General features: G+C 67.9%; 11 protein-coding genes and 1 pseudogene. 4 read left to right on the forward strand and 8 right to left on the reverse strand.

Annotated elements, in window-relative coordinates; all coding sequences use genetic code 11:
- The first annotated feature begins 2 nt into the window (after positions 1–2).
- Positions 3–2,243, forward strand: a complete 2,241-nt coding sequence (locus ASD82_RS03490) for a carboxy terminal-processing peptidase (protein ID WP_056715477.1) — start codon at positions 3–5, stop codon at positions 2,241–2,243.
- Positions 2,244–2,306: 63 nt separating this feature from the next.
- Here ASD82_RS03490 and ASD82_RS03495 read toward each other — a convergent pair whose 3' ends face one another.
- The 8 genes from ASD82_RS03495 to ASD82_RS03530 all read right to left on the reverse strand — a co-directional run bounded on the left by ASD82_RS03495 (position 2,307) and on the right by ASD82_RS03530 (position 15,823).
- Positions 2,307–4,166, reverse strand: coding sequence for a sulfotransferase (locus ASD82_RS03495; RefSeq protein ID WP_056715500.1), 1,860 nt, complete (start codon positions 4,164–4,166; stop codon positions 2,307–2,309).
- 111 nt (positions 4,167–4,277) lie between these two features.
- Positions 4,278–7,148, reverse strand: coding sequence for a TonB-dependent receptor (locus tag ASD82_RS03500; RefSeq protein ID WP_082585227.1), 2,871 nt, complete (start codon positions 7,146–7,148; stop codon positions 4,278–4,280).
- Positions 7,149–7,348: 200 nt separating this feature from the next.
- The gene (locus ASD82_RS03505; protein ID WP_056715483.1) at positions 7,349–8,686 is read right to left on the reverse strand and encodes an aspartyl/asparaginyl beta-hydroxylase domain-containing protein; all 1,338 of its coding nucleotides are present in this window, start codon (positions 8,684–8,686) and stop codon (positions 7,349–7,351) included.
- Between the two features lie 72 nt (positions 8,687–8,758).
- Positions 8,759–10,495 (reverse strand): M1 family metallopeptidase, encoded by a 1,737-nt coding sequence (locus ASD82_RS03510; RefSeq protein ID WP_056715486.1) that lies wholly within the window; start codon positions 10,493–10,495, stop codon positions 8,759–8,761.
- Between the two features lie 104 nt (positions 10,496–10,599).
- Positions 10,600–11,979 carry a leucyl aminopeptidase family protein gene (locus ASD82_RS03515; RefSeq protein WP_056715489.1) on the reverse strand — a complete coding sequence of 460 codons (1,380 nt, stop codon included), beginning with the start codon at positions 11,977–11,979 and terminating at the stop codon, positions 10,600–10,602.
- 154 nt (positions 11,980–12,133) lie between these two features.
- Positions 12,134–12,838 carry an HAD family hydrolase gene (locus tag ASD82_RS03520; RefSeq protein ID WP_056715492.1) on the reverse strand — a complete coding sequence of 235 codons (705 nt, stop codon included), beginning with the start codon at positions 12,836–12,838 and terminating at the stop codon, positions 12,134–12,136.
- 8 nt (positions 12,839–12,846) lie between these two features.
- Positions 12,847–14,184: a substrate-binding domain-containing protein gene (locus tag ASD82_RS03525; protein ID WP_056715495.1), complete on the reverse strand. Its 1,338-nt coding sequence runs from the start codon at positions 14,182–14,184 to the stop codon at positions 12,847–12,849.
- A 223-nt stretch (positions 14,185–14,407) separates the two neighbouring features.
- A complete protein-coding gene (locus ASD82_RS03530; protein WP_157599172.1) occupies positions 14,408–15,823 on the reverse strand; it encodes a Do family serine endopeptidase in 1,416 nt (471 codons plus the stop codon).
- A gap of 350 nt (positions 15,824–16,173) precedes the next feature.
- On the opposite strand from ASD82_RS03530, the gene ASD82_RS03535 reads away from it, so the two are divergent.
- From ASD82_RS03535 to ASD82_RS03545, 3 genes and pseudogenes are all read left to right on the forward strand, one after another.
- Positions 16,174–18,336, forward strand: coding sequence for an adenosylcobalamin-dependent ribonucleoside-diphosphate reductase (locus tag ASD82_RS03535; RefSeq protein WP_056715498.1), 2,163 nt, complete (start codon positions 16,174–16,176; stop codon positions 18,334–18,336).
- Positions 18,337–18,441: 105 nt separating this feature from the next.
- Positions 18,442–19,158 carry a hypothetical protein gene (locus ASD82_RS17290; protein WP_200950209.1) on the forward strand — a complete coding sequence of 239 codons (717 nt, stop codon included), beginning with the start codon at positions 18,442–18,444 and terminating at the stop codon, positions 19,156–19,158.
- A gap of 105 nt (positions 19,159–19,263) precedes the next feature.
- A pseudogene (locus tag ASD82_RS03545) lies at positions 19,264–19,747 on the forward strand (NrdJb); the annotation flags it as partial.

The following is a 19,747-nucleotide window of genomic DNA, read 5'->3' on the forward strand; positions in this document are numbered from 1 at the left end:
CCATGAAATTTCGTCCCGCGCTGTTCCTGCTGCTAGCCCTTGCCGCCACCGGCGCCCAGGCACAGTCCGCCGCCGACATGGGCGCGGGCAAGCCGCGCAAGGCAGCCACCTGGCCGCTGACTTCGACGCCGGAGGAAGCGCAGGCCGCGCAGCTGTCGGCGCGCTTCCTGACCCGCTTCCACTACGACGCGCAGCCGCTCGATGACGCGATGTCGGCGCGCATCTACAACGCCTACTTCAAGTTGCTGGACAGCGAGAAGGTGTTCTTCACCCAGGCCGACATGGCCAAGTTCGCACCCAGCAAGACCAAGCTGGACGACGCGATCTGGAACCAGGACCTGTCCGCGCCGTTCGCCATCTTCAACGCCTACGTGCAGCGCGCCGTGGAGCGGATGACCTACGCCCGCGGCCTGCTCAAGCAGGGCTTCGACTTCTCCGCCGAGCAGAGCTACACCTTCGACCGCGAACACGCCGACTGGCCGAAGGACCAGGCCGAGCTGGACGAGCTGTGGCGCAAGCGCACCATGAACGACTGGTTGCGCCTGAAGCTGGCCGGCCAGGACGACGCGGACATCCGCAAGACGCTGGACAAGCGTTACGCCGCCTACATCGAACGGATCAGGCAGCTCGACGGTCAGGACGCGTTCCAGACCTTCATGACCGCGTACGCCGAAACCACCGACCCGCACACCGATTACCTCGGCCCGCGCGCGGCCGAGAACTTCGACATCTCGATGAAGCTGTCGCTGGAAGGCATCGGCGCGGTGCTGCAGGCGCGTGACGACTACACCCAGATCCGCGAGCTGGTGCCCGCCGGTCCGGCCGGCAAGTCCGGCAAGGTCCAGGTCGGCGATCGCATCGTCGGCGTCGGCCAGGGCGACAACGGCCCGATCGTCGACGTGATCGGCTGGCGCCTCGACGACGTGGTCAACCGCATCCGCGGCAAGAAGGACACCGTGGTGCGGCTGGAAATCCTGCCCGCCGACGCGGGCGTGGACGGCAAGCACGAGATCGTCACCCTGGTGCGCAAGAAGGTCAGCATCGAGGAGCAGGCAGCGAAGAAGAAGGTCGTCGAGATCAAGGACGGCGGCGTCACCCGCAAGATCGGCGTGATCGACCTGCCCACCTTCTATTCCGACTTCGGTGCACGCAGCGCCGGCGACAAGAACTTCAAGAGCGCGACCCGCGACGTGGCCCGCCTGCTCGGCGAGCTGAAGCAGGAAGGCGTGCAGGGCGTGGTGGTCGACCTGCGCAACAACGGCGGCGGTTCGCTGGCCGAAGCCAACTCGCTGACCGGCCTGTTCATCGACAAGGGCCCGGTGGTGCAGGTGCGCGACTCCAAGGGCCAGGTCGAGCAGCAGGGCGACGACGACCCGGGCATGGTGTGGAGCGGCCCGCTGGCGGTGCTGGTCAACCGCGGCACCGCGTCCGCCTCGGAAATCTTCTCCGCGGCGATCCAGGACTACCACCGCGGTCTGATCATCGGCGAGCCCACCTTCGGCAAGGGCACCGTGCAGAACCTGGTCGACCTGGACCGCTTCGCCCAGAGCGACGACGAGAAGCCGCAGCTGGGCGAGCTGAAGATGACCATCCAGGAATTCTTCCGCATCAACGGCGGTTCCACCCAGCTGAAGGGCGTCACCCCCGACATCGCGTTCCCGAAGAACGGCGACGAGAAGGACTTCGGCGAGTCCACCTACGAGAACGCGCTGAAGTGGACCCAGATCGCGCCGGCCGACTACCAGGTGGTGGCGAATTTCGCCGACTACCTGCCGCGGCTGGAGAAGCTGCACGCCGACCGCGTGGCGCAGTCGCCGGCGTGGAAGCTGATGCTGGACGAACTGGCCCAGTACCGCACGATGCGGGCGAAGACCTCGATCTCGCTGAACCTGGCCACCCGCGAAGCCGAGCGCAAGAAGCTGGAGGCGATCCAGGCCGACTTCCGCGCACGGCACAAGGCCATCGACGGCACCGACGCCTCGCTCGCCGACGAGGCCAGCAGCCTGGACGACGGCCTGAACGCGAACGAGCGCAGCCTGAAGAGCGAGCTGAAGCAGGAGAAGGACGCCAAGAAGGCCAAGGACGTGCAGCTCAACGAAACGGCGCACATCCTGTTCGACGCGATCGGCATGATCAAGGCCGATCCGAAGCTGGCCAGCGAAGTGCTGCCTTACGGCGGCAAGTCGGGCGTCAGCGTGGTGAATGCCCAGCCGGACACGTCCGGCGTGCTGCAGCAGCACTGAGTCGATCCGCGCGGCAACAGCGGCAAGCCTGAAAGGAGGCGGTGCATGGCACCGCCTCCTTTTTCATGGGCGATAGCCCAGCCGCTCAATCCATGGCTGCAGCACGGGCAGCACCGGCTCGAACTGCCGGCGATAGTTCTGCCAGCGCCCCACCGCCCGCCGATGGACGCCCTCGGTCACCTGAGCATAACTGGGCGTGCTGATGAAACGCTTGCCCCGTGCATGTTCGGCGAAGCGGGTCATCGCCGCGGTGTCCGTTGTTTCGAGGAAATCCCCCAGCCGGGCGAGCTGCTCGTCCAGCCCGCTGACCACCGATTCGTAGCGCCACTCCAGCACGGCGGGCGCGAATACCTCGGCGTCGGCAAACCATTGCTCGAACGCGTGGGCGTAACCCTGCGCCAGTCGCGGCAGTGACGAGCACAGCATCATGAAGGCCGGCGAACGGAACGACTGCATGTAGCAGCTGAGCAGCACGTCGCAGGGATGGCGCAGGCACAGGATGATGGGCGCGTGCGGAAACAGCCGCATGATCATCGGCAGGCACAGCATGTTGAGCGGATTCTTGTCGACCAGGCGTCGCTCGCCCAGATCGGGTGCGACCCGTCGCGCCTGCCGCCAGTACACGCCGCGCAGTTGATCCGCATCCTGCTGGCTCAGTTCCGCCAGGTCCGCCGGATAGCGCTGGCCGACCAGCTGCATCGCCTCGATCAGGTCATGCACGTGGGCGCGCTCGTCCATCGAGCGGAAGTCCGGATGGGCGTCGAGCATCTGTTCCAGCAAGGTGGTGCCCGAGCGGGGAAAGCCGACCACGAAGACCGGGCTGTGCCGGGCGTCGGGGGCGGCCAGCAGGCGCCAGCGGGCATGCCCGTTGCGGCCGACCCGCTCGGCGCTCACCTGCAGCGGCCGGCTATCGGCCGCCAGCAGTTCCGGCACCACGTGGCGGGCGATCTCGCGCTGGGCGCTGTGCGCCTGCTGCAGGGCTTGCCACGCTTCGGCGTAGTGACCTTGTCGATCAAGCGCGGAGGCCAGCCCGAAGGAGGCGCCGGCCCGGCTCTCGTCGTCGCGCGCGCTGGCCAGCGCGCGGGCCTGCAGCGTCGCCGCCGCGGCCGCCTCGCCTGCGCGCATCGCCATCGCGGCGTGCGCCCGCCAGCCTTCGGCGCGCGCCTGTTCCGCCTGCGCGGGCAGGGCCTCGAGCGCATCGATGGGCAACTGCTGCAATGCTTCCCGCGCTGCGTCGAGCCGGTTGTTCCGTTCATGCAACAGCACGCGCTGCGCCGCGATGCGCAGGCGCATGATCGTGGCCGCCGGTTCGGCCGGCAGCTGCGCCCGGGCCAGCGTGCGCAGCGCGGCGTCCAGCTCGCCCTGGACGGAAAGCATCGCCGACAGCAGCAGGGCATGCTCGGCCGTTTGCGGCGGCCAGTCGCCGGCGCCGTCCAGCAGCGCTTCCTGTTGGGTGTTGTCGCCGCAGACGTGGCAGGCGTGGGCTGCCTGCAGGCGGGCCTCGATGAAATGCGGCGACAGCTGCACGGCGTCCAGCAGGCTCTGCCGGGCGGCCAGCCACTGCCGCTGCTGGATGCGCAGCAGGCCGAGGTTGTAGTGCACTTCGGCATCGTCGGGTGCCAGCGCCAGCGCCGTCAGCAAGGCCTGTTCGGCCTCGGCCAGGTCGCCTGCTTCGCGGCAGACCACGGCGAGGTTGTTCCAGTGTGCGGAAACCTCCGGTCGCAACTGCGCCAGCCGACGGAAGCTCGTCGCGGCCTGCTGCACGTGGTCGCAGGCCTGTTGCGCCAGGCCGAGCAGCAACAGCACGGCTTCGTCATCCCGCCACGACGGCGTGGCCTGCCCGGCGAGGGCGATGACTCGCTCCGGTTCGCCGGCGTTCCAGGCCGCGGCCATCGCCCTGGCCAGATCCGTCGCAGTGGACATGCGTGCTCCGTCGTTCATCCCAGTACGCATTATGCAAGAGGGCCGCGACGGATCGCGGCCCTCCTGGGCGGGCGCTGCGGAACTTCCGCAGCGCCCGGTTGCAGCGGGACCTCAGAACTTGATCGTGGCGCGCACCCAGTAGTAGCGGCCGAGCACGTCGTAGGTGGCGGTGTCGACGTTGTAGTTTCCGCCGTTCTGGTAGATCAGCGGCGGCAGCTTGTTGCTGAGGTTGTCCACACCCACGTCGAAGCGGGTGTGGATCGACGGCACCGCATAGCCCAGCTGGATCGAGTGGTACAGCACCGAAGCCATCGGGATGTTCACCCCGGCGACCGCCGCGTCACCGTTGAGCGCGGTCAGCCGGTGCACGTAGCGCGACTGCCACTGGGCATTCCAGTTGCCCTTGTCCCAGTTGAGCGTGAGCGTGCCGCGCCAGCGCGAGATGTTGCCGAACTGCGGAGTGAACGTGCCGGCGTAGTTGACCGTCTTCGCGCCGGGCTCGCCGGGCGTGGCGTTGACGTTGTAGGTCGAGGTGTAGCTGGTGTTGAGGCCGGCGCGGAAGTTGCCGGGGTCCATCCCGCCCAGGTCGAAGTGCGGGATCTTGTAGCGCAAGGTGTAGTCGATGCCGCTGGTGCTGGTGTTGCCCAGGTTGACCACCGGCGTGTTGATCAGGAACACCTGGCCCGGTTGCCGGCTGGTGTTGTCCTCGCGCTGGATGAACGAGCAGTACGGGCTGCTGGCGTTGTTGTAGCAGGAGCTGACCACGGTGTCGGCCTGGATCGCGGTCAGCGTGTCGGACAGGTAGATGTGCCAGAAATCGAGGCTGGTCGACAGGCCGGGGATCCAGTCCGGATCGTAGACCAGGCCGATATTGACCGACTTGCCCTTTTCGGGCTTCAGTTTCGCTCCCACCGTGTTGGCGCCGGAGTAGAACGTGTTGACCTGCGCCGGCGAGTTGCCGGCCCAGTTCACCGGCACGTACTGGCAGGCGGCCGCGTGCGCCGCCAGCTCGTCCGCGGTGCGGCCCACGCAGGGGTCGTTGAGGTTCGGCTGGACCAGGGTGCGGCCGTCGTAGAGCTCGTTGAGGTTCGGCGCGCGGAACACCTGCGAGATCGTGCCGCGCAACAGCAGCTGGGCGGTGGGGCGCCACTCGATCGCGACCTTGCCGTTGGTGGTCGTGCCGGTGGTGCTGTAGTTCGAGCTGCGGATGCCCAGGTCGAGGTTCAGCGAGTGCGCCCAGGGCTGGTCGGCCAGCAGCGGGATCAGCGTTTCCGCGTAGACCTCCTTGACGTCGAAGTCGCCGCGCCCGGGCGAGCCGCAGGCTTCCTGCAGGATCTGGCAGGTGGTGGTCACCGGGTCCAGCACGGCAAAGTCGCTGACCGTGTAGTTCATCATCTGCTTGCGGTACAGCGCGCCGGCGGAGAGCTGCATCGCGCCGGCCGGCAGGTCCCACAGCTCGCCGCTGGCGTTGAACTGGGCCTGCTTGGTGGACTGGGTGAAGACGTAGATGGGCGTCTTCACGCCCTTGCTCAGCTGGTCGCCGACGCTGGCCTGGTCGAAGATGTTCGCACCGGCGTCGACGGCGGCCTGCAGCGACGGGATGTCCACCTCGTTGGTGTCGCGCTGGTCGCGCTTGGTGTGGCTGTAGTTGATCGAGGCGTCCCAGATCCAACTGCTGTCCTGGCCGAAGTTGCCGCGCAGGCCCGTGTTGATCTGGGCGGTGTTGGTCTTGTAGCTATGCACGCGGGTGCCGGCGCCGGTCAGGCGGGTCTGGAAGCTGTAGCCGCTGTCCGGGTCGCCGGGCACGGCGCCGTGGCTGAAGGTCACGCCGAACGGATTGATCGGATTGTCCGACGAGATGATCAGGCCGTCACCGGTACCCACCGGCGAGGGCGCATCCTGTCCGCTGGATTCCGTGCGGTTGTAGAACGCGTCGACGAAGCCGGTGAGGCTGTCGGTGAAGTTGTAGCTGCCCAGCACGAAGCCGTTGGTGCGCTTCTGCGCGGTCTGGATGTAGTTGAGCGCGGCGTAGTTGTAGGTGTCCGAGCCGAGCCGGCAACGGTAGTCGGCCTGGCTGGAGCCGTCGCCCTGGGCCAGCGTCACCATGGCGGTGTCGGTCGCCGGATCGATGTCGCAGCCGTACTGCGCGGCGATGGCGGAGGGCACCTGGATGCGGCCGGTCGGGATCGAGCTGGAACCGGCGGCCACCACGGATCCACCGGACAGGTACAGCTGCTGCCTGGAGAACTTGCGCCGGGAGGCGAGCGTTTCGTCGTACTTGTTGTAGTCGAGGCCGGCCGCGATGCTGAACTTGTCACCGGTGGCGCCGGCGGTCAGGTTGAAGCCACGGCGCTGGGAGTCGCCGTGGCTGGAAATGCCGTCGTTCAGGCTGATCTGGGCGCCCTGGAAATCCTTGCGCAGGATGAAATTGACGACGCCACCGATGGCGTCCGAGCCGTACACCGTGGAGGCGCCCTCGGCCAGCACGTCGACCCGGTCGATCATTTCCGGCGGGATCAGGTTGATGTCCGGGTTGGACATGCGCTGGCCGTTGACCAGCACCAGGGTGCGGTTGATGCCCAGGCCGCGCAGCGAGACGCGCGAGGCGCCATCGCCGGCTTCCAGCAGGGGGCTGGCCACGCCGCCGCCGTTGCTGTTGTTCGCCGGGTTGGTGGCATTGCCGGAGATGCTCGGCATCTGCTGCAGCACGTCGCCCAGAACCGGCTTGCCGGAGTTGGTCAGCGTGGCGCGATCCAGCGTCACCACCGGGCTGGCCGTCTCGACTTCCACGCGGCGGATCAGCGAGCCGGTCACCACGACCGACTGCAGGGTCTTGGCCTTGTTCTTGGACGGTGGCGTGTTCTGGTCCGTCGAGGACGGCGTATCGGCCGGTGGCGTCTGCGTTTGCGCCTGGGCCAGGCCGGCGATCGTCAGCGCGCCGGCGGTCAGGGCCAGGCGCACCGCCAGTGACAGGTGGTTCATGCCGTATTTCATTTGGTCTCCCCAGTGGTTGTTGGTAGTCCGTTCCCAGCCTTCGATCTTTGTCGAGTCCCCCCCCGGGCACCGTCGCGCGAAGTGACGCTGTTCGTCAACGTCGTGCAACCGCCCGAAGATTACTCCGAGATACGCTTCCGCGCGCAACCGGCAGAAAAAGGTTTGGCCGTCTTTTCGCCAGCAGCCGATCAGGCCTGCGTCGAAGGCGGCGCCGCCGGCTGGCCGGCGCGGTTGAAATCGCCGATGGCAGCGACCAGGTCGGCCACCGCCGCCCGCTCCGCCTCGCTGAGGTCGGGGTTCCAGCTGTCCAGGATCAACACCACGCGGTCGCGGTCGCTGTGGTTCCACGCCTCGTGTTCGAAGGTGTCGTCGAAGGTGACGCAGCGGCCTTCCTGCCAGACGTGCGTCTCGCCGCCCACGCGCAAGGCGCAGTCCGCCGGCACGATCAGCGGCAGATGGGTGACCAGGCGGGTGTTGGTGACGCCGCGGTGGGGCAGGATATGCGTGCCGGGGCGCAGCACCGAGTACAGCGTTTCCGGCGCGTGTTCGCGAATCCGCACCAGCGGCAGCGAGTCCAGCAGCGCGCTGGTCTGTGGGCAGTGCAGGCAGTGCGCGTCGTGGCGCACGCCATGCCGCTGGAAGAAGAACGCGTCCCACGCCGCGTCCTGCGGACCGGAGGCGGCCAGCAGCTCGGCCGCCACGGCCGCGCTCGAAGGCGCGCCCAGGAACGGCACCAGGGTGTCCGCCGCATGCGCCAGCACCGCGCGCAGTTCCTCGCGGATCGTGTCGCAGGCTGCCTCCAGCCGCGCATGCGCCGGAAAACGTTCGGGCGGATAGAAGGTCTGGCTGGGGATGCTGGGGAAGTACAGGAATTTCGGCCGCTGCCGCGGGTCCGGCAGGTTGGCCGCCTGCTCGCCGAGATAGATCGCCAGGCACTGGTCGACGCGGGCCAGCTCGGAGCGTCCGTAGCGCTGCCGCAGCGGTTCGATGATCGCGTCGAACAGTTCGCGCCGAGCGGCCGCCACGAAGCGCGTGGCGTGCTTCACCGCGTCGCGCAGGCCGGGCGCCGTGGTGTCGTCGCTGAGCCAGCGCCCCTGCGCCTGCGCGGTGTCGATCGCGCCGAGATAGGCCAGCATCGCGGCATGCCGGCTGCCTTGGCGCTCGAGCGCCACGCCCAGGCGCAGCCCCGCCACGAACAGGCCGGGCGCGAGCTGCAGGGCCTTGCCCAGGCTGTCGACAGCGTCGGGCCATGCGCCGGCCAGCATCTGCAGCTCGCCCAGCCGATGCAGCACGCCGGCGTCCTGCGGCTCGGCGCGATGCGCCGCCTGCAGCAGCTCGAGCGCACCCGCCGCGTTGCCCGCCGCCCACTGGCGGTCGGCCAGGAACTGCAAGGCCTCGGCATCGTGGGGCTGGCGTTCGAGCAAACGCCGGAAAGCAACCTCGGCTGCGGCCAGGTCGCCGCGCTGCCACGCGGCGAGCGCCTGCTCGCGGCAGCTCGCGGAGGTGGCATCGGGTGGCTGGTTCATCGGCAGGCTCGCTGTGGCGGCTCGCCGATGATCACGGGAACGCGGGCTGAGCGCCAGCGCCCCGCGCAGCCGCTATTTCTTCGCCGCCTGCTGCTTCGCCCGCTGCTGCTTCATCCATTGCTGGTACTCCCCGACGTAAGGCGCCTCGCGCAGCACCTTCGAACGCGGGTCGATCACCAGCAGGCTGCCCGCCGGCACCTGCAGCTGGCCGCTGCCGTCGCTCATCGGCACGGTGTGCACGGTGTCGCCCACCTGCACCTCGATCGGCATCGGGAACGGCTTGCCGTGCTCGGTGACCCAGCGCAGCTTCAAGGTGTCGCCCACGCGCTGCTCGTCCAGGCGCGGCAACGCGGCGTCACGCAGGTAGACGTCGAAGAACCAGTCGAGCTTGCGCCCGGTGATCCTGTCGACGATCGCCACGTAGTCCCGGGTGCTCGAATAGCGCGGCCGGAAGTTGCCCGGCTTCGGGTCGGGCCGGCCGTAGACCAGGCTGCGGATGCTCGCGAAGAAGTCCTTGTCGCCGATCAGCTGCCGCAACGTGTGCAGCATCAGCGAGCCCTTGTAGTAGATGTCGTTGCCCGGGCCGTGCTCGGCGTCGTACACCTCGTGTTCGTCCTGGCTGTGGCCGGAAACGACCGGGTACTTGTTGCGCAACGACATGCGCTCGGTGTGCAACATCGCGAAATACGCCATGTCGCCGTGCAGGTACTGGCCGTACAGCGGCTGCATGTAGGTGCCGAAACCCTCGTGCAGCCACATGTCGTCCCAGTCGGCATTGGTCACCTGGTTGCCGAACCATTCGTGCGAGAACTCGTGCTGCAGCAGCCAGTCGAAGCCGTATTCGCTGCGCGGATAGCCGTTGCCGTAGGCGTTGATGGTCTGGTGTTCCATGCCCAGGTGCGGGGTTTCCACCACGCCCATCTTCTCGTCGCCGAACGGGTAGGGACCGATCTGCTGCTCGAAGAAATCCAGCATGCGCGGGAACTCGCCGAACAGCCGCTGCGCGCCTTCCGCATGCTCGGGCAGGTACCACAGCTCCAGCGGGATGGTGTTGCCGTAGCGGCTGGCGTAATCGCCCTTGAGCAGCTTGAACGGGCCCACGTTGATCGAGATCGCGTAGGTGTCCGGGTGCTTGGCGCGCCAGTGATAGGTGTGCTGGTCGCCGTGGTCGGTGATGCCGATCAGCACGCCGTTGCCGGGCGCGGCCAGCGTCTTCGGCACGGTGATCCAGGTGTCGACCAGGTCGGGTTCGCCCTGCGGCTGGTCGATGCACGGCCAGAACAGGTCGCAGCCTTCGCCTTCGACCGCGCTGGCCACCCACGGCTGGCCGTCGGCGGTGTGGCTCCACACGAAGCCGCCGTCCCACGGCGCGTGCTTGGCCACGTGCGGCTTGCCGCCGTAGCGCACGGTCACGCTGACCTTGCCGCCGGCCGCGAGCGTGCCGGGAAGCTGCACGCGCAGGCGGCCGTCGGGGTTGCTCCAGCGGCTGGCGGCCAGCGGCTTGCCGTCGAGCTCGATGCCGCTGATCGGCAGGTTGCGATCCAGGTCCAGCAGCAGCACGTCGGTGGCCGACTTCGCGGTGAAGCTCAGCGTGGCGCTGGCGTCGATGCGCTGTTTTGCGGCGTCGACGGTGAAGTGCAGGTCGGCATGATCGAAATGCACCCGCGCCTGTTCGGCCGGCATCACGCCGCCGGAATTCATGGTCAGCGCGGTCAGCGCCGGCTGGGTGGCGGTGTCGGCCGCGGCGCTGCCGAAACTGGCAAGGCCGAGTGCGACGCCGAGGGCAAGCAGATGCAGGCGAGCGGACATGGGATGGCTTCCGGGGAGGGTATCTCCGGCAGCATGCAATCTTTCAGCGACGGGCGACAACGCCAGAAGTCATGGCCGGACGTGATGTCTCCGCGCCGGTTTGCTCAACCGGCGTAGCGCTGCTGCAGGTAGGCGAACATGGCACGCACGCCCATCGCCTCGCCGCCACGGGGACGGCCGGGGCGATCCGCGTCGTTCCAGGCGTAGGTGTCCAGGTGCAGCCACGGCGTGCCGTCCGGCACGAAACGCTCCAGGTACAGCGCCGCGGTGATCGCGCCGGCATGACGCGACGGGCCGGCATTGGCGAAGTCGGCCAGGTACGAGTCGAGCATCTTGCGGTACGGCCGCCACAACGGCATCTGCCACAGCGGATCGTCGACCGCGCGACCGGCGGCCAGCAGCGCGGCGGCCGCGGCGTCGTCGTTGGCGAACAGCGCGGGCAGGTCCGGGCCCAGCGCCACGCGGGCGGCACCGGTCAGCGTGGCGAAGTCGAGCAGCAGGTCGGGCTGCTGCTCGGCGCCGTAGGCCAGCGCATCGCACAGCACCAGCCGGCCCTCGGCGTCGGTGTTGTCGACTTCCACCGTGTGGCCGGCGCGGGTGGTGATCACCTCGCCCGGGCGCATCGCGTTGCCGGCCACCGCGTTCTCCACCGCGGGCACCAGCAGGGTCAGCCGCACCGGCAGGCTGGCCTGCATCACCAGCCCGGCCAGCGCGATCGCGTGGGCGGCGCCGCCCATGTCCTTCTTCATCCAGCGCATGCCGTCGGACGATTTCAGGTCGAGCCCGCCGGTGTCGAAGCACACGCCCTTGCCGACCACGACCAGTCGCGGGTGCTCCTTGCGACCCCAGCTCAGTTCGACCAGCCGCGGCTCGCGATGGCTGGCGCGGCCCACCGCGTGGATGGTCGGGAAATTCGCCTTGAGCAGCTCGTCGCCGACCCAGTCGCGCACCTTGGCCTTGTGCGTTTTGCCGAGCCGGCGGATGGCGTCGCTCAACTGCTCCGGACCCATGTCCTCGGTCGGCGTGTTGACCAGGTCGCGGACCAGCGCGGTGGCCTCGACCAGCGGCGCCAGCGCCTGCAGCTCGGCGGCGCTCACCGCGAGTTGCGCCGGCGCGCGCTTCGGCTGGCGATAGCGATCGAACTGGTACGCGCCCAGGGCCCAGCCCAGCGCCGCCTGGCTGCGATCGTCCAGCACACCTTCGTCGGCGAGGTGGTAGGTGGCTTCGGGCAGGCCGAACGGCAGCGCGGCCAGCGCCGCCAGCGGCTGCCGCGGCTCCGCCCCGACCAGCACGCGCACCAGCTTGCCGGCCGCATCGGACAACAGCGCGAACGTGCCCGGCGCCGCCGCGAAACCGCTGTCGCCCAGCCAGCGCTTCTGCGCGGCGGTGAGCCGCCGCTTGCTCGCGGCGTAGTGCGCGGCGTCGGTGGTTTCGATGGCGATGCTGTGACGGTTGCCGGACTGGCGTTCGATCAGGGCGGACATGCGGGTTCCTTCGGACTGGCGCCGGCAATGCTGCCGGACTCGACGAATGGCTTTCGGCGACGGGCCAAAACGCCAATGATGCGCGCAATCGCCGCCGCTTGCCTACACGCCGCTGCCGGGAGATCTACGGGCGGGAGATCTACGGGCGGGAGATCTACGGGATGGGGTGCTGCGCTTCGAGCCAGTCGGCCAGCGCGGTCATGTCGCGCAGGTCCAGTTCGGGTGGCTCGCCCATGTCGTCGGGCCAGCGGGCGCCTTCGCGATTGAGCCAGGCGGTGCGCAGCCCGGCGTCGCGGGCGCCGGCCACGTCCATCGACGGATCGTCGCCCACGTGCAGGATCTGCTGCGCCGGCACGCCCAGCCGCTCGGCGGCGGCCAGGAAGATCCGCGCGTCCGGTTTGGCCATGCCGCTGTCGCGGGCGCAGATGTGATGGACGAAATGCGCGTGGATGCCGATGCGCTGCAGGTCGGCGTTGCCATTGGTCAGGCTGGCCAGCGGCCAGCGCGCGGTGATCCGCCGCAGCGCGGGCAGGCTGTCCGGATACAGCTCGACGCTGTTGCGGGCGGCGAAATAGATTTCCCACAGCGCGTCGATCGGCGCGTCGGCCACCCCGCAGCTGGCGAACGCATGCTGCAGGGTGAGCTGGCGCTGGGTGGTGAAGTCGTGCGCCAGGTCGAGCCTTTCGGCGGCGACCCGCGCGCGCAGCTCGCGCATCGCGGCGATCGGCCACGCCTGCGCCACCTCGGGATGGTGTTGCCGCAGCCAGGCGTCCACTGCCTGGTCGGCGCGTTCCAGGGCCGGCAGCACCGGCCACAAGGTGTCGTCCAGGTCCAGCGTCAGCGCGAGTATCGGCGCCACGCCGGCGCTCAGAGCTTGCTGATGCGCAGCACCTGGCCCAGCTTGATCTGGTCGCCCTTCAGGTGGTTCCACTCGCGCAGCTGGGCCACGTCGACCGAGTGGCGCTTGGCGATCGTCGACAGCGTGTCGCCCTTGACCACCTTGTAGGTGGTCGTGGTCTGGCTGGTGCTGGCGCTGACCTTGCCGAAATTCGCGCTGTCGTTGCGGCTGACCGTGGTGGCGCTGCCGCTGGCGTGCGCCGTGCTGGTCACGCTGACGTCGCTGACGCTGCCCTGGATCTTGCTCAGGCGCGCGTTCTGCTTCTTGTCGTCCTCACGCTTTTCCACCGCCATGCGCGCGGCCAGCGTATCGGCCGAGGTCGGCGCGATGGCGGCGCGTGCCGCGTAGGTGGCGCCCGGCGCCGACACCGGCGTGCCATGGGGAACGCGGGCGCCGACCTCGGCCAGGATCCTGCTGCGGCGCGAGCTGTCCAGCGCGACGAGCGCGCCGCCATCCTGGTACGGCAGCACCGCATGCTTGCGCAGCGCGGCCTTGCCCGGCTCGCTCTGCACGAAGTCGACGAAGGCCTGCGCCTGGCTCGCCTTCGGGCTGCTCGGGTTGGTCACCAGGTACAGCGGGATGAACAGCGGATAGCTGCCGTCGGCGATGTTCGCCACGGTGGCCCGCTTGCCGTTGACCGGAATCGCCTTCAGCTTCGCGTTGCCGCTGATGCCGGACAGCGTGGCCACGCCAAAGCCGTTCGGGTTCAGCGCGATGCCTTCTTCCAGCTTGCGCGTGTTGACGTACAGTCGCGGCGCGGCCACCGGCTGGTTGCCGCGGCCGAACAGCAGGGTGCGCAGGCTGTATTCCACGCCGTCGCCGGGGCTGGCCACCGCGTACACGTCGATCGGCGCGTTGCGGCCGCCGACTTCGCTCCAGTTGTGGATCTTGCCGTAGTAGATGTCGTGCACCTGCTTCAGCGTGAGTCCGCTGATCGGGTTCGACGACTGGGTGACGATCACCAGGCCGTCCCACGCCACCGGGGTGAAGGTGAGGCGGGCGTTCTGCGCGCTGTTGTCGGACGGGCGTGCGCTGCCGGCCAGGTCGGCGGTGCCGCTGGCCACCGCGTCGATGCCCGAGGCGGTGTTGAACGGCTGCAGTTCGATGCGGCCATGGCCGCTCTTCTCCCACGCCTTGGCCACTTCGCCGACCACGCCGTTGGCCGTCGCCACGTCACCACGCCAGACCAGGCTGCTCTTGGCCGGCGCGCTCGCCTTTGCCTTGGGATGGCTCTTGGCGACGGCGGGAGTGGTGAGGCAGGCCCCGATCAGGGCGACGGACAGCAGGCGGACAAGACGAACGGACATGGTGGCGGAGAACCCCGGCGTGATGATGGTTGGATGTTTTTGACGCGAGTATGGCGCCTCGCGGGCGCACGCAGGCTGAAGCGATGCGGGTATTTCATCGGCCCGGGTGCGGAACATCAAGCACTTTCATGCATTTGCGCTCCCTCGGCGGTCCGGCCTGTGCGCCGGAACACGCGCAGGGAGCGATCCCCGCCACGCTTTTTGCTGAACGGGCCGGCCCCGTTCAGTTGATCACCACGTAGCGGGTGCCGTCGTCGCCGGCCACCACCAGCACCAGCTGGCGCGGCTTCACCCCGGCCAGCCCGCGCAACACGTGCAGGCTGGTGATGCGCTGGCTGCCCACGCCGATCACCACGTCGTCGGTGGTGAGGCCCGCGCGCGCGGCGCGACTGCCCGGCTGCACCGCGCTGACCGCCACGCCGTACCAGCCCTGGTTGCGCTGCTCCTGGCTCAGCTCGCTGAAGCGCACGCCGGCCAGCCGCGGATCGAGATCGCCGCCCTCGGCGGTGGCCAGCTTCTCGGCGGTGAGCGTGGCGCTGACCTCGCTGAGCTTGCCCCCGCGCAACACGCCCAGCCGCAGCGTGCTGCCCAGCGGCAGCAGGCCCTCGGCATTGTTCAGTTCCTGCACGGTGTGCAGCGGCTTGCCGTTCAGCGTGGTCAGCACGTCGCCCGCCTGCAGGCCGGCGCGCTCGGCGGCCGAGCCATCGCGCACGCCGGTGACCAGCACGCCATCACGGTCCTTCAGTTGCAGCGCGCTGGCGATGCGCGGCGTGATCAGCTGGGTCTGCACGCCCAGGCTGCCGCGCTGCACCTTGCCGTGCGCCAGCAGCTGCGCCATCACCTCGCTGGTGAGGTTGCTGGGGATCGCGAAGCCGATGCCGACATTGCCGCCCGAGGGCGAGAAGATCATCGTGTTGATGCCGACCAGTTCGCCGCGCAGGTTGACCAGGGCGCCGCCGGAGTTGCCCGGGTTGATCGAGGCATCGGTCTGGATGAAGTTTTGGTAGCCGCCCACGCCCGAAAAATTCCGGCCCGACGCGTTGCTGCCCAGCCCGGAGCGGCCCAGCGCCGAGACGATGCCGGCGGTGACCGTCTGGCCCAGCCCGAACGGGTCACCCACCGCCACCACGTAGTCGCCTACCTGCAGGCGCGAGGAGTCGGCCAGCGGCAGCGCCTGCAGTTTCTGGGCGGGGATCTGCACCACCGCCACGTCGGTGGCGGCGTCGGTGCCGATCAGCTTGCCCTTGAACGTGCGCCCGTCCTGCAGCGTCACGCTGATGTCGTCGGCGCCGCCGACCACGTGGTTGTTGGTCAGCACGTAGCCCTTGGCCGCGTCCACGATCACGCCCGAGCCCAGGCTCTGCTCGACCCGCTCGCGCGGCGTGCTGGGCAGGCCGAAGAAGCGCCGCATCATCGGGTCGTCGAAATACGCATCGCGCACCGGCACCCGCGTGGTGGTGGAGATGTTCACCACGGCCGGGGTCACCCGGGTCAGCATCGGCGCCAGCGAGGGCATCGGCTGGCCGTCGATCGCGGCGGGCAGGCTGGCGGCGTGGCCGGGCAGCAGGGCCAGCGCCACGAACAGCGCGGCCAGCGCAGCGCCAAGCCAGCGCGCCGGGTGTGCGGATGAGTGCGACATGGGTCCTCCTTGGGCATCGATGACGGCGCTGCTTCGACCGGAACACCGCGCCACGGTTCCGCAACGCCGATGGCTGTCGTGGGACTTTACATCGGTCGACGTCGGGGTTAACTTGCCTACCCGGTAGCAACCACAACATCTTGTGTTGAGAACTTGGTGCTTTAACTAGCGCTGGTGTCGAACATCGCACTCTTGAGGGGGAGTCGTTGTTGTCGGAAAAGCGCTGGCAGCGCGGGCCGGAGGGCAATCCTCACGGGCTCGCGCCGCCATCGAAACAGTCATGAGCGGCGTGCCGCCACACATAAAAACAACGCCGGCCGGAAGGCCGCAGCGAGAGGTCCCAGAAGCCGATGAGCACAGTGAGTGCCCCAGCCGCCAGTTCCGCCACCGGTCGTGATGCCGTCGTGGAAATCCCCCTGCAACCCGCGTCCTGGGACATCTGGGACAAGAAGTACCGGCTGAAGGCGAAATCCGGCGAGCCGGTCGACGCCACCATCGACGAGACCTACCAGCGCGTGGCGCGCGCCCTGTCCGACGTGGAAGCCACCGACGAGCTGCGCGCCCACTGGTACGAAAAGTTCCTGTGGGCGCTGCGCCGCGGCGCGATCCCGGCCGGCCGCATCACCTCCAACGCGGGCGCGCTGGCGCACAAACCGGCCACCAGCACGATCAACTGCACCGTGTCGGGCACCATCCACGATTCGATGGACGACATCCTGGAGAAGGTCCACGAAGCGGGCCTCACCCTGAAGGCCGGCTGCGGCATCGGCTACGAGTTCAGCACCCTGCGTCCGCGCAACGCCTACGTCTCCGGCGCCGGCGCGTACACCAGCGGCCCGCTGTCGTTCATGGATATCTACGACAAGATGTGCTTCACCGTGTCGTCCGCCGGCGGTCGCCGTGGTGCGCAGATGGGCACGTTCGACATCAGCCATCCCGACGCCAAGGAATTCATCCGCGCCAAGCGCGAAGACGGCCGCCTGCGCCAGTTCAACCTGAGCCTGCTGATCACCGACGGCTTCATGCAGGCGGTCGAGCACGACCAGGACTGGCCGCTGGTGTTCCCGGTGCACGTCAAGGAAAAGGGCGAGGTCGACGTCAATGACCCGGCCCAGGTGGTGTGGCGCGAGTGGCCCACCCACGAGAACTACGTGGACCGCGAGGATGGCCTGGTCGCCTGCAAGATCTACGGCCACATCCGGGCACGGCACCTGTGGGACATGATCATGGTGTCCACCTACGACTATGCCGAGCCGGGTTTCATCCTGATCGACAAGGTCAACGAGATGAACAACAACTGGTGGTGCGAGCACATCCGCGCCACCAACCCCTGCGGCGAACAGCCGCTGCCGCCCTACGGCTCCTGCCTGCTCGGTTCGGTCAACCTGACCAAGTTCGTGCGCGACCCGTTCGGCCCCAAGGCCAGCTTCGACTGGAACGAATACCGCGAAGTGGTCAAGGTGTTCACCCGCATGCTCGACAACGTGGTCGAGATCAACGGCCTGCCGCTGGAACAGCAGCGCAACGAGATCATGGGCAAGCGCCGCCACGGCATGGGCTTCCTGGGCCTGGGTTCCACCGTGACCATGCTCAAGCACAGCTACGGCAGCGCCGAGGCAGTCGCCTTCACCGAGGAAGTCTCGCGCGAGATGGCGGTGGCCGGCTGGGAAGTGGCGCTGGAACTGGCCAGGGAAAAGGGCGCCGCCCCGGTGCTGCTGCGCGACTTCACCGTCACCGGCGACATGCTGCGCAAGCGTCCGGAAATGGTCGCCGACGGCTACAAGGTCGGCGACGCCATCCCCGGCCGCGTGCTCCACGCGAAATACAGCCGCTACATGCAGCGCATCGCCACCGTGGCGCCGAACCTGGTCGAGCAGCTGGCCGAAACCGGCGCGCGCTTCACCCACCACACCTCGATCGCGCCAACCGGCACCATCAGCCTGAGCCTGGCCAACAACGCCAGCAACGGCATCGAGCCCAGTTTCGCGCACAGCTACTCGCGCAACGTGATCCGCGAAGGCAAGAAGTCCAAGGAAAAGGTCGAGGTGCTCAGCTTCGAGCTGCTGGCCTACCGCGCGCTGATCAATGCCGACGCCAAGCCGTATACCGAAGAGGCCGGCAACAAGCTGCCGGACTACTTCGTGGCGGCCGACGACATCAGCCCGAAGCAGCACGTCGACATCCAGGCCGCCTCGCAGAAGTGGATCGACTCGTCGATCTCCAAGACCGCGAACGTGCCCACCGACTACCCCTACGAAGACTTCAAGGACATCTACTTCTACGCCTACAAGCAGGGCCTGAAGGGATGCACCACGTTCCGCTTCAACCCGGCGGCATTCCAGGGCGTGCTGGTCAAGGATTCCGATCTTGAAAACACCCTCTACCGCTTCGAGCTGGACGACGGTAGTGTTGTCGAACTGAAAGGCAATGAGCAGGTGGAATACGACGGCGAGATGCATTCGGCCGCCAACCTCTTCGATGCCTTGAAGGAAGGGTATTACGGCAAGTTCTAGGCAGCACACGCACCTCGCACCGAGGTGTGCGGTGTTCCCCCAGGAGGCGTCGATTCCCGAAAGGCCGCGTCACGTACTGACATCAATTCGGAGGGGAATACCAGCATGTCCATCGATAACGAAGTTGAAGCAAGCAGCACACCCGTTGCCGTCGAAGCACCGGCCGTCGCCCTCCCGGTCCTGCCGGACGTGCCCGCGGCCGCTCCGGTCGCCCCACCGGTGGCGGTGAAGAAGACCGCCGCCAGGAAGAAGGCCGCGCCGAAGAAGGCGGCTGCAAAGAAGGCGGCTCCCAAGAAGGCTGCGGCGAAGAAGGCGGCTCCGAAGAAGGCTGCGGCGAAGAAGGCCGCTCCCAAGAAGGCTGCCGCGAAGAAGGCGGCTCCGAAAAAGGCCGCCAAGAAGGCAGCTGCCAAGAAAGCGGTGAAGAAGACGGCGAAGAAAGCCGTGAAGAAGGCGGCGCCGAAGAAGGCGGCAGCGAAAAAGGCTGCACCGAAGAAAGCCGTGAAAAAGGCCGCCGCGAAAAAGGCGGCTCCCAGGAAGGCCGTGAAGAAGGCTGCCGCGAAAAAGGCGGCGCCGAAAAAGACCGCAAAGAAAGTCGCCAAGGTGGTGAAGAAGAAAGCCGCCAAGGTCGCAAGGAAGGTCAGCAGCAAGAAGTCGGCCAGCAAGAAGGCCGCACCGAAAAAGGCGGCAGTCAAGAAGTCCGCCAGCAAGAAAGCCGTCGCCAAGACGGCAAAGAGGTCCACTGCCAGCAAGAAGGCGAGCGTCAAGTCGGCACGCCCGGTGAAAAAGGCTGCCGGCAAGAAGGCCGCTGCAAAACGCAAGTAAGCAACACCCCATCCGGCCCGGCCCCAGCGCCGGGCCGGATGATCTCCCGTTACACGCCGTGAGCAGCCCGGCACCCACCACTCAAGAAGCAACGAAGCGAACATCATGGCAATCAAGATCGACAAGAAGATCACCGGCTACAACGTGGTCAAGCCCGAAGACAAGGTTGCCGCCCCGGCCGCTGCGAAAGACGCGCGAGTCAGCGACAAAGTCGGCGAGCCCAAGCAGGCCGAAGTGATCCAGATGCACGAAAGTGTCGAGCGGCCGGAAACCCTGGTCGGCTCCACCTTCAAGATCAAGTCGCCGCTGTTCGAACACGCCCTGTACGTCACCATCAACGACATCGTGCTCAACGCCGGCACCAAACACGAACAGCGCCGCCCGTTCGAGATCTTCATCAACTCGAAGAACATGGACCACTTCCAGTGGATCGTGGCGCTGACCCGGCTGATGTCCGCCGTGTTCCGCAAGGGCGGCGACGTCACCTTCGTGGTCGAGGAACTGAAAGCCGTATTCGATCCCCGCGGCGGCTACTTCAAGGCCGGCGGCGTCTACATGTCCAGCATCGTCGCCGAGATCGGCTCGGTGG

It is taken from the genome of Rhodanobacter sp. Root179, from assembly GCF_001428465.1.
Classification (GTDB): domain Bacteria; phylum Pseudomonadota; class Gammaproteobacteria; order Xanthomonadales; family Rhodanobacteraceae; genus Rhodanobacter.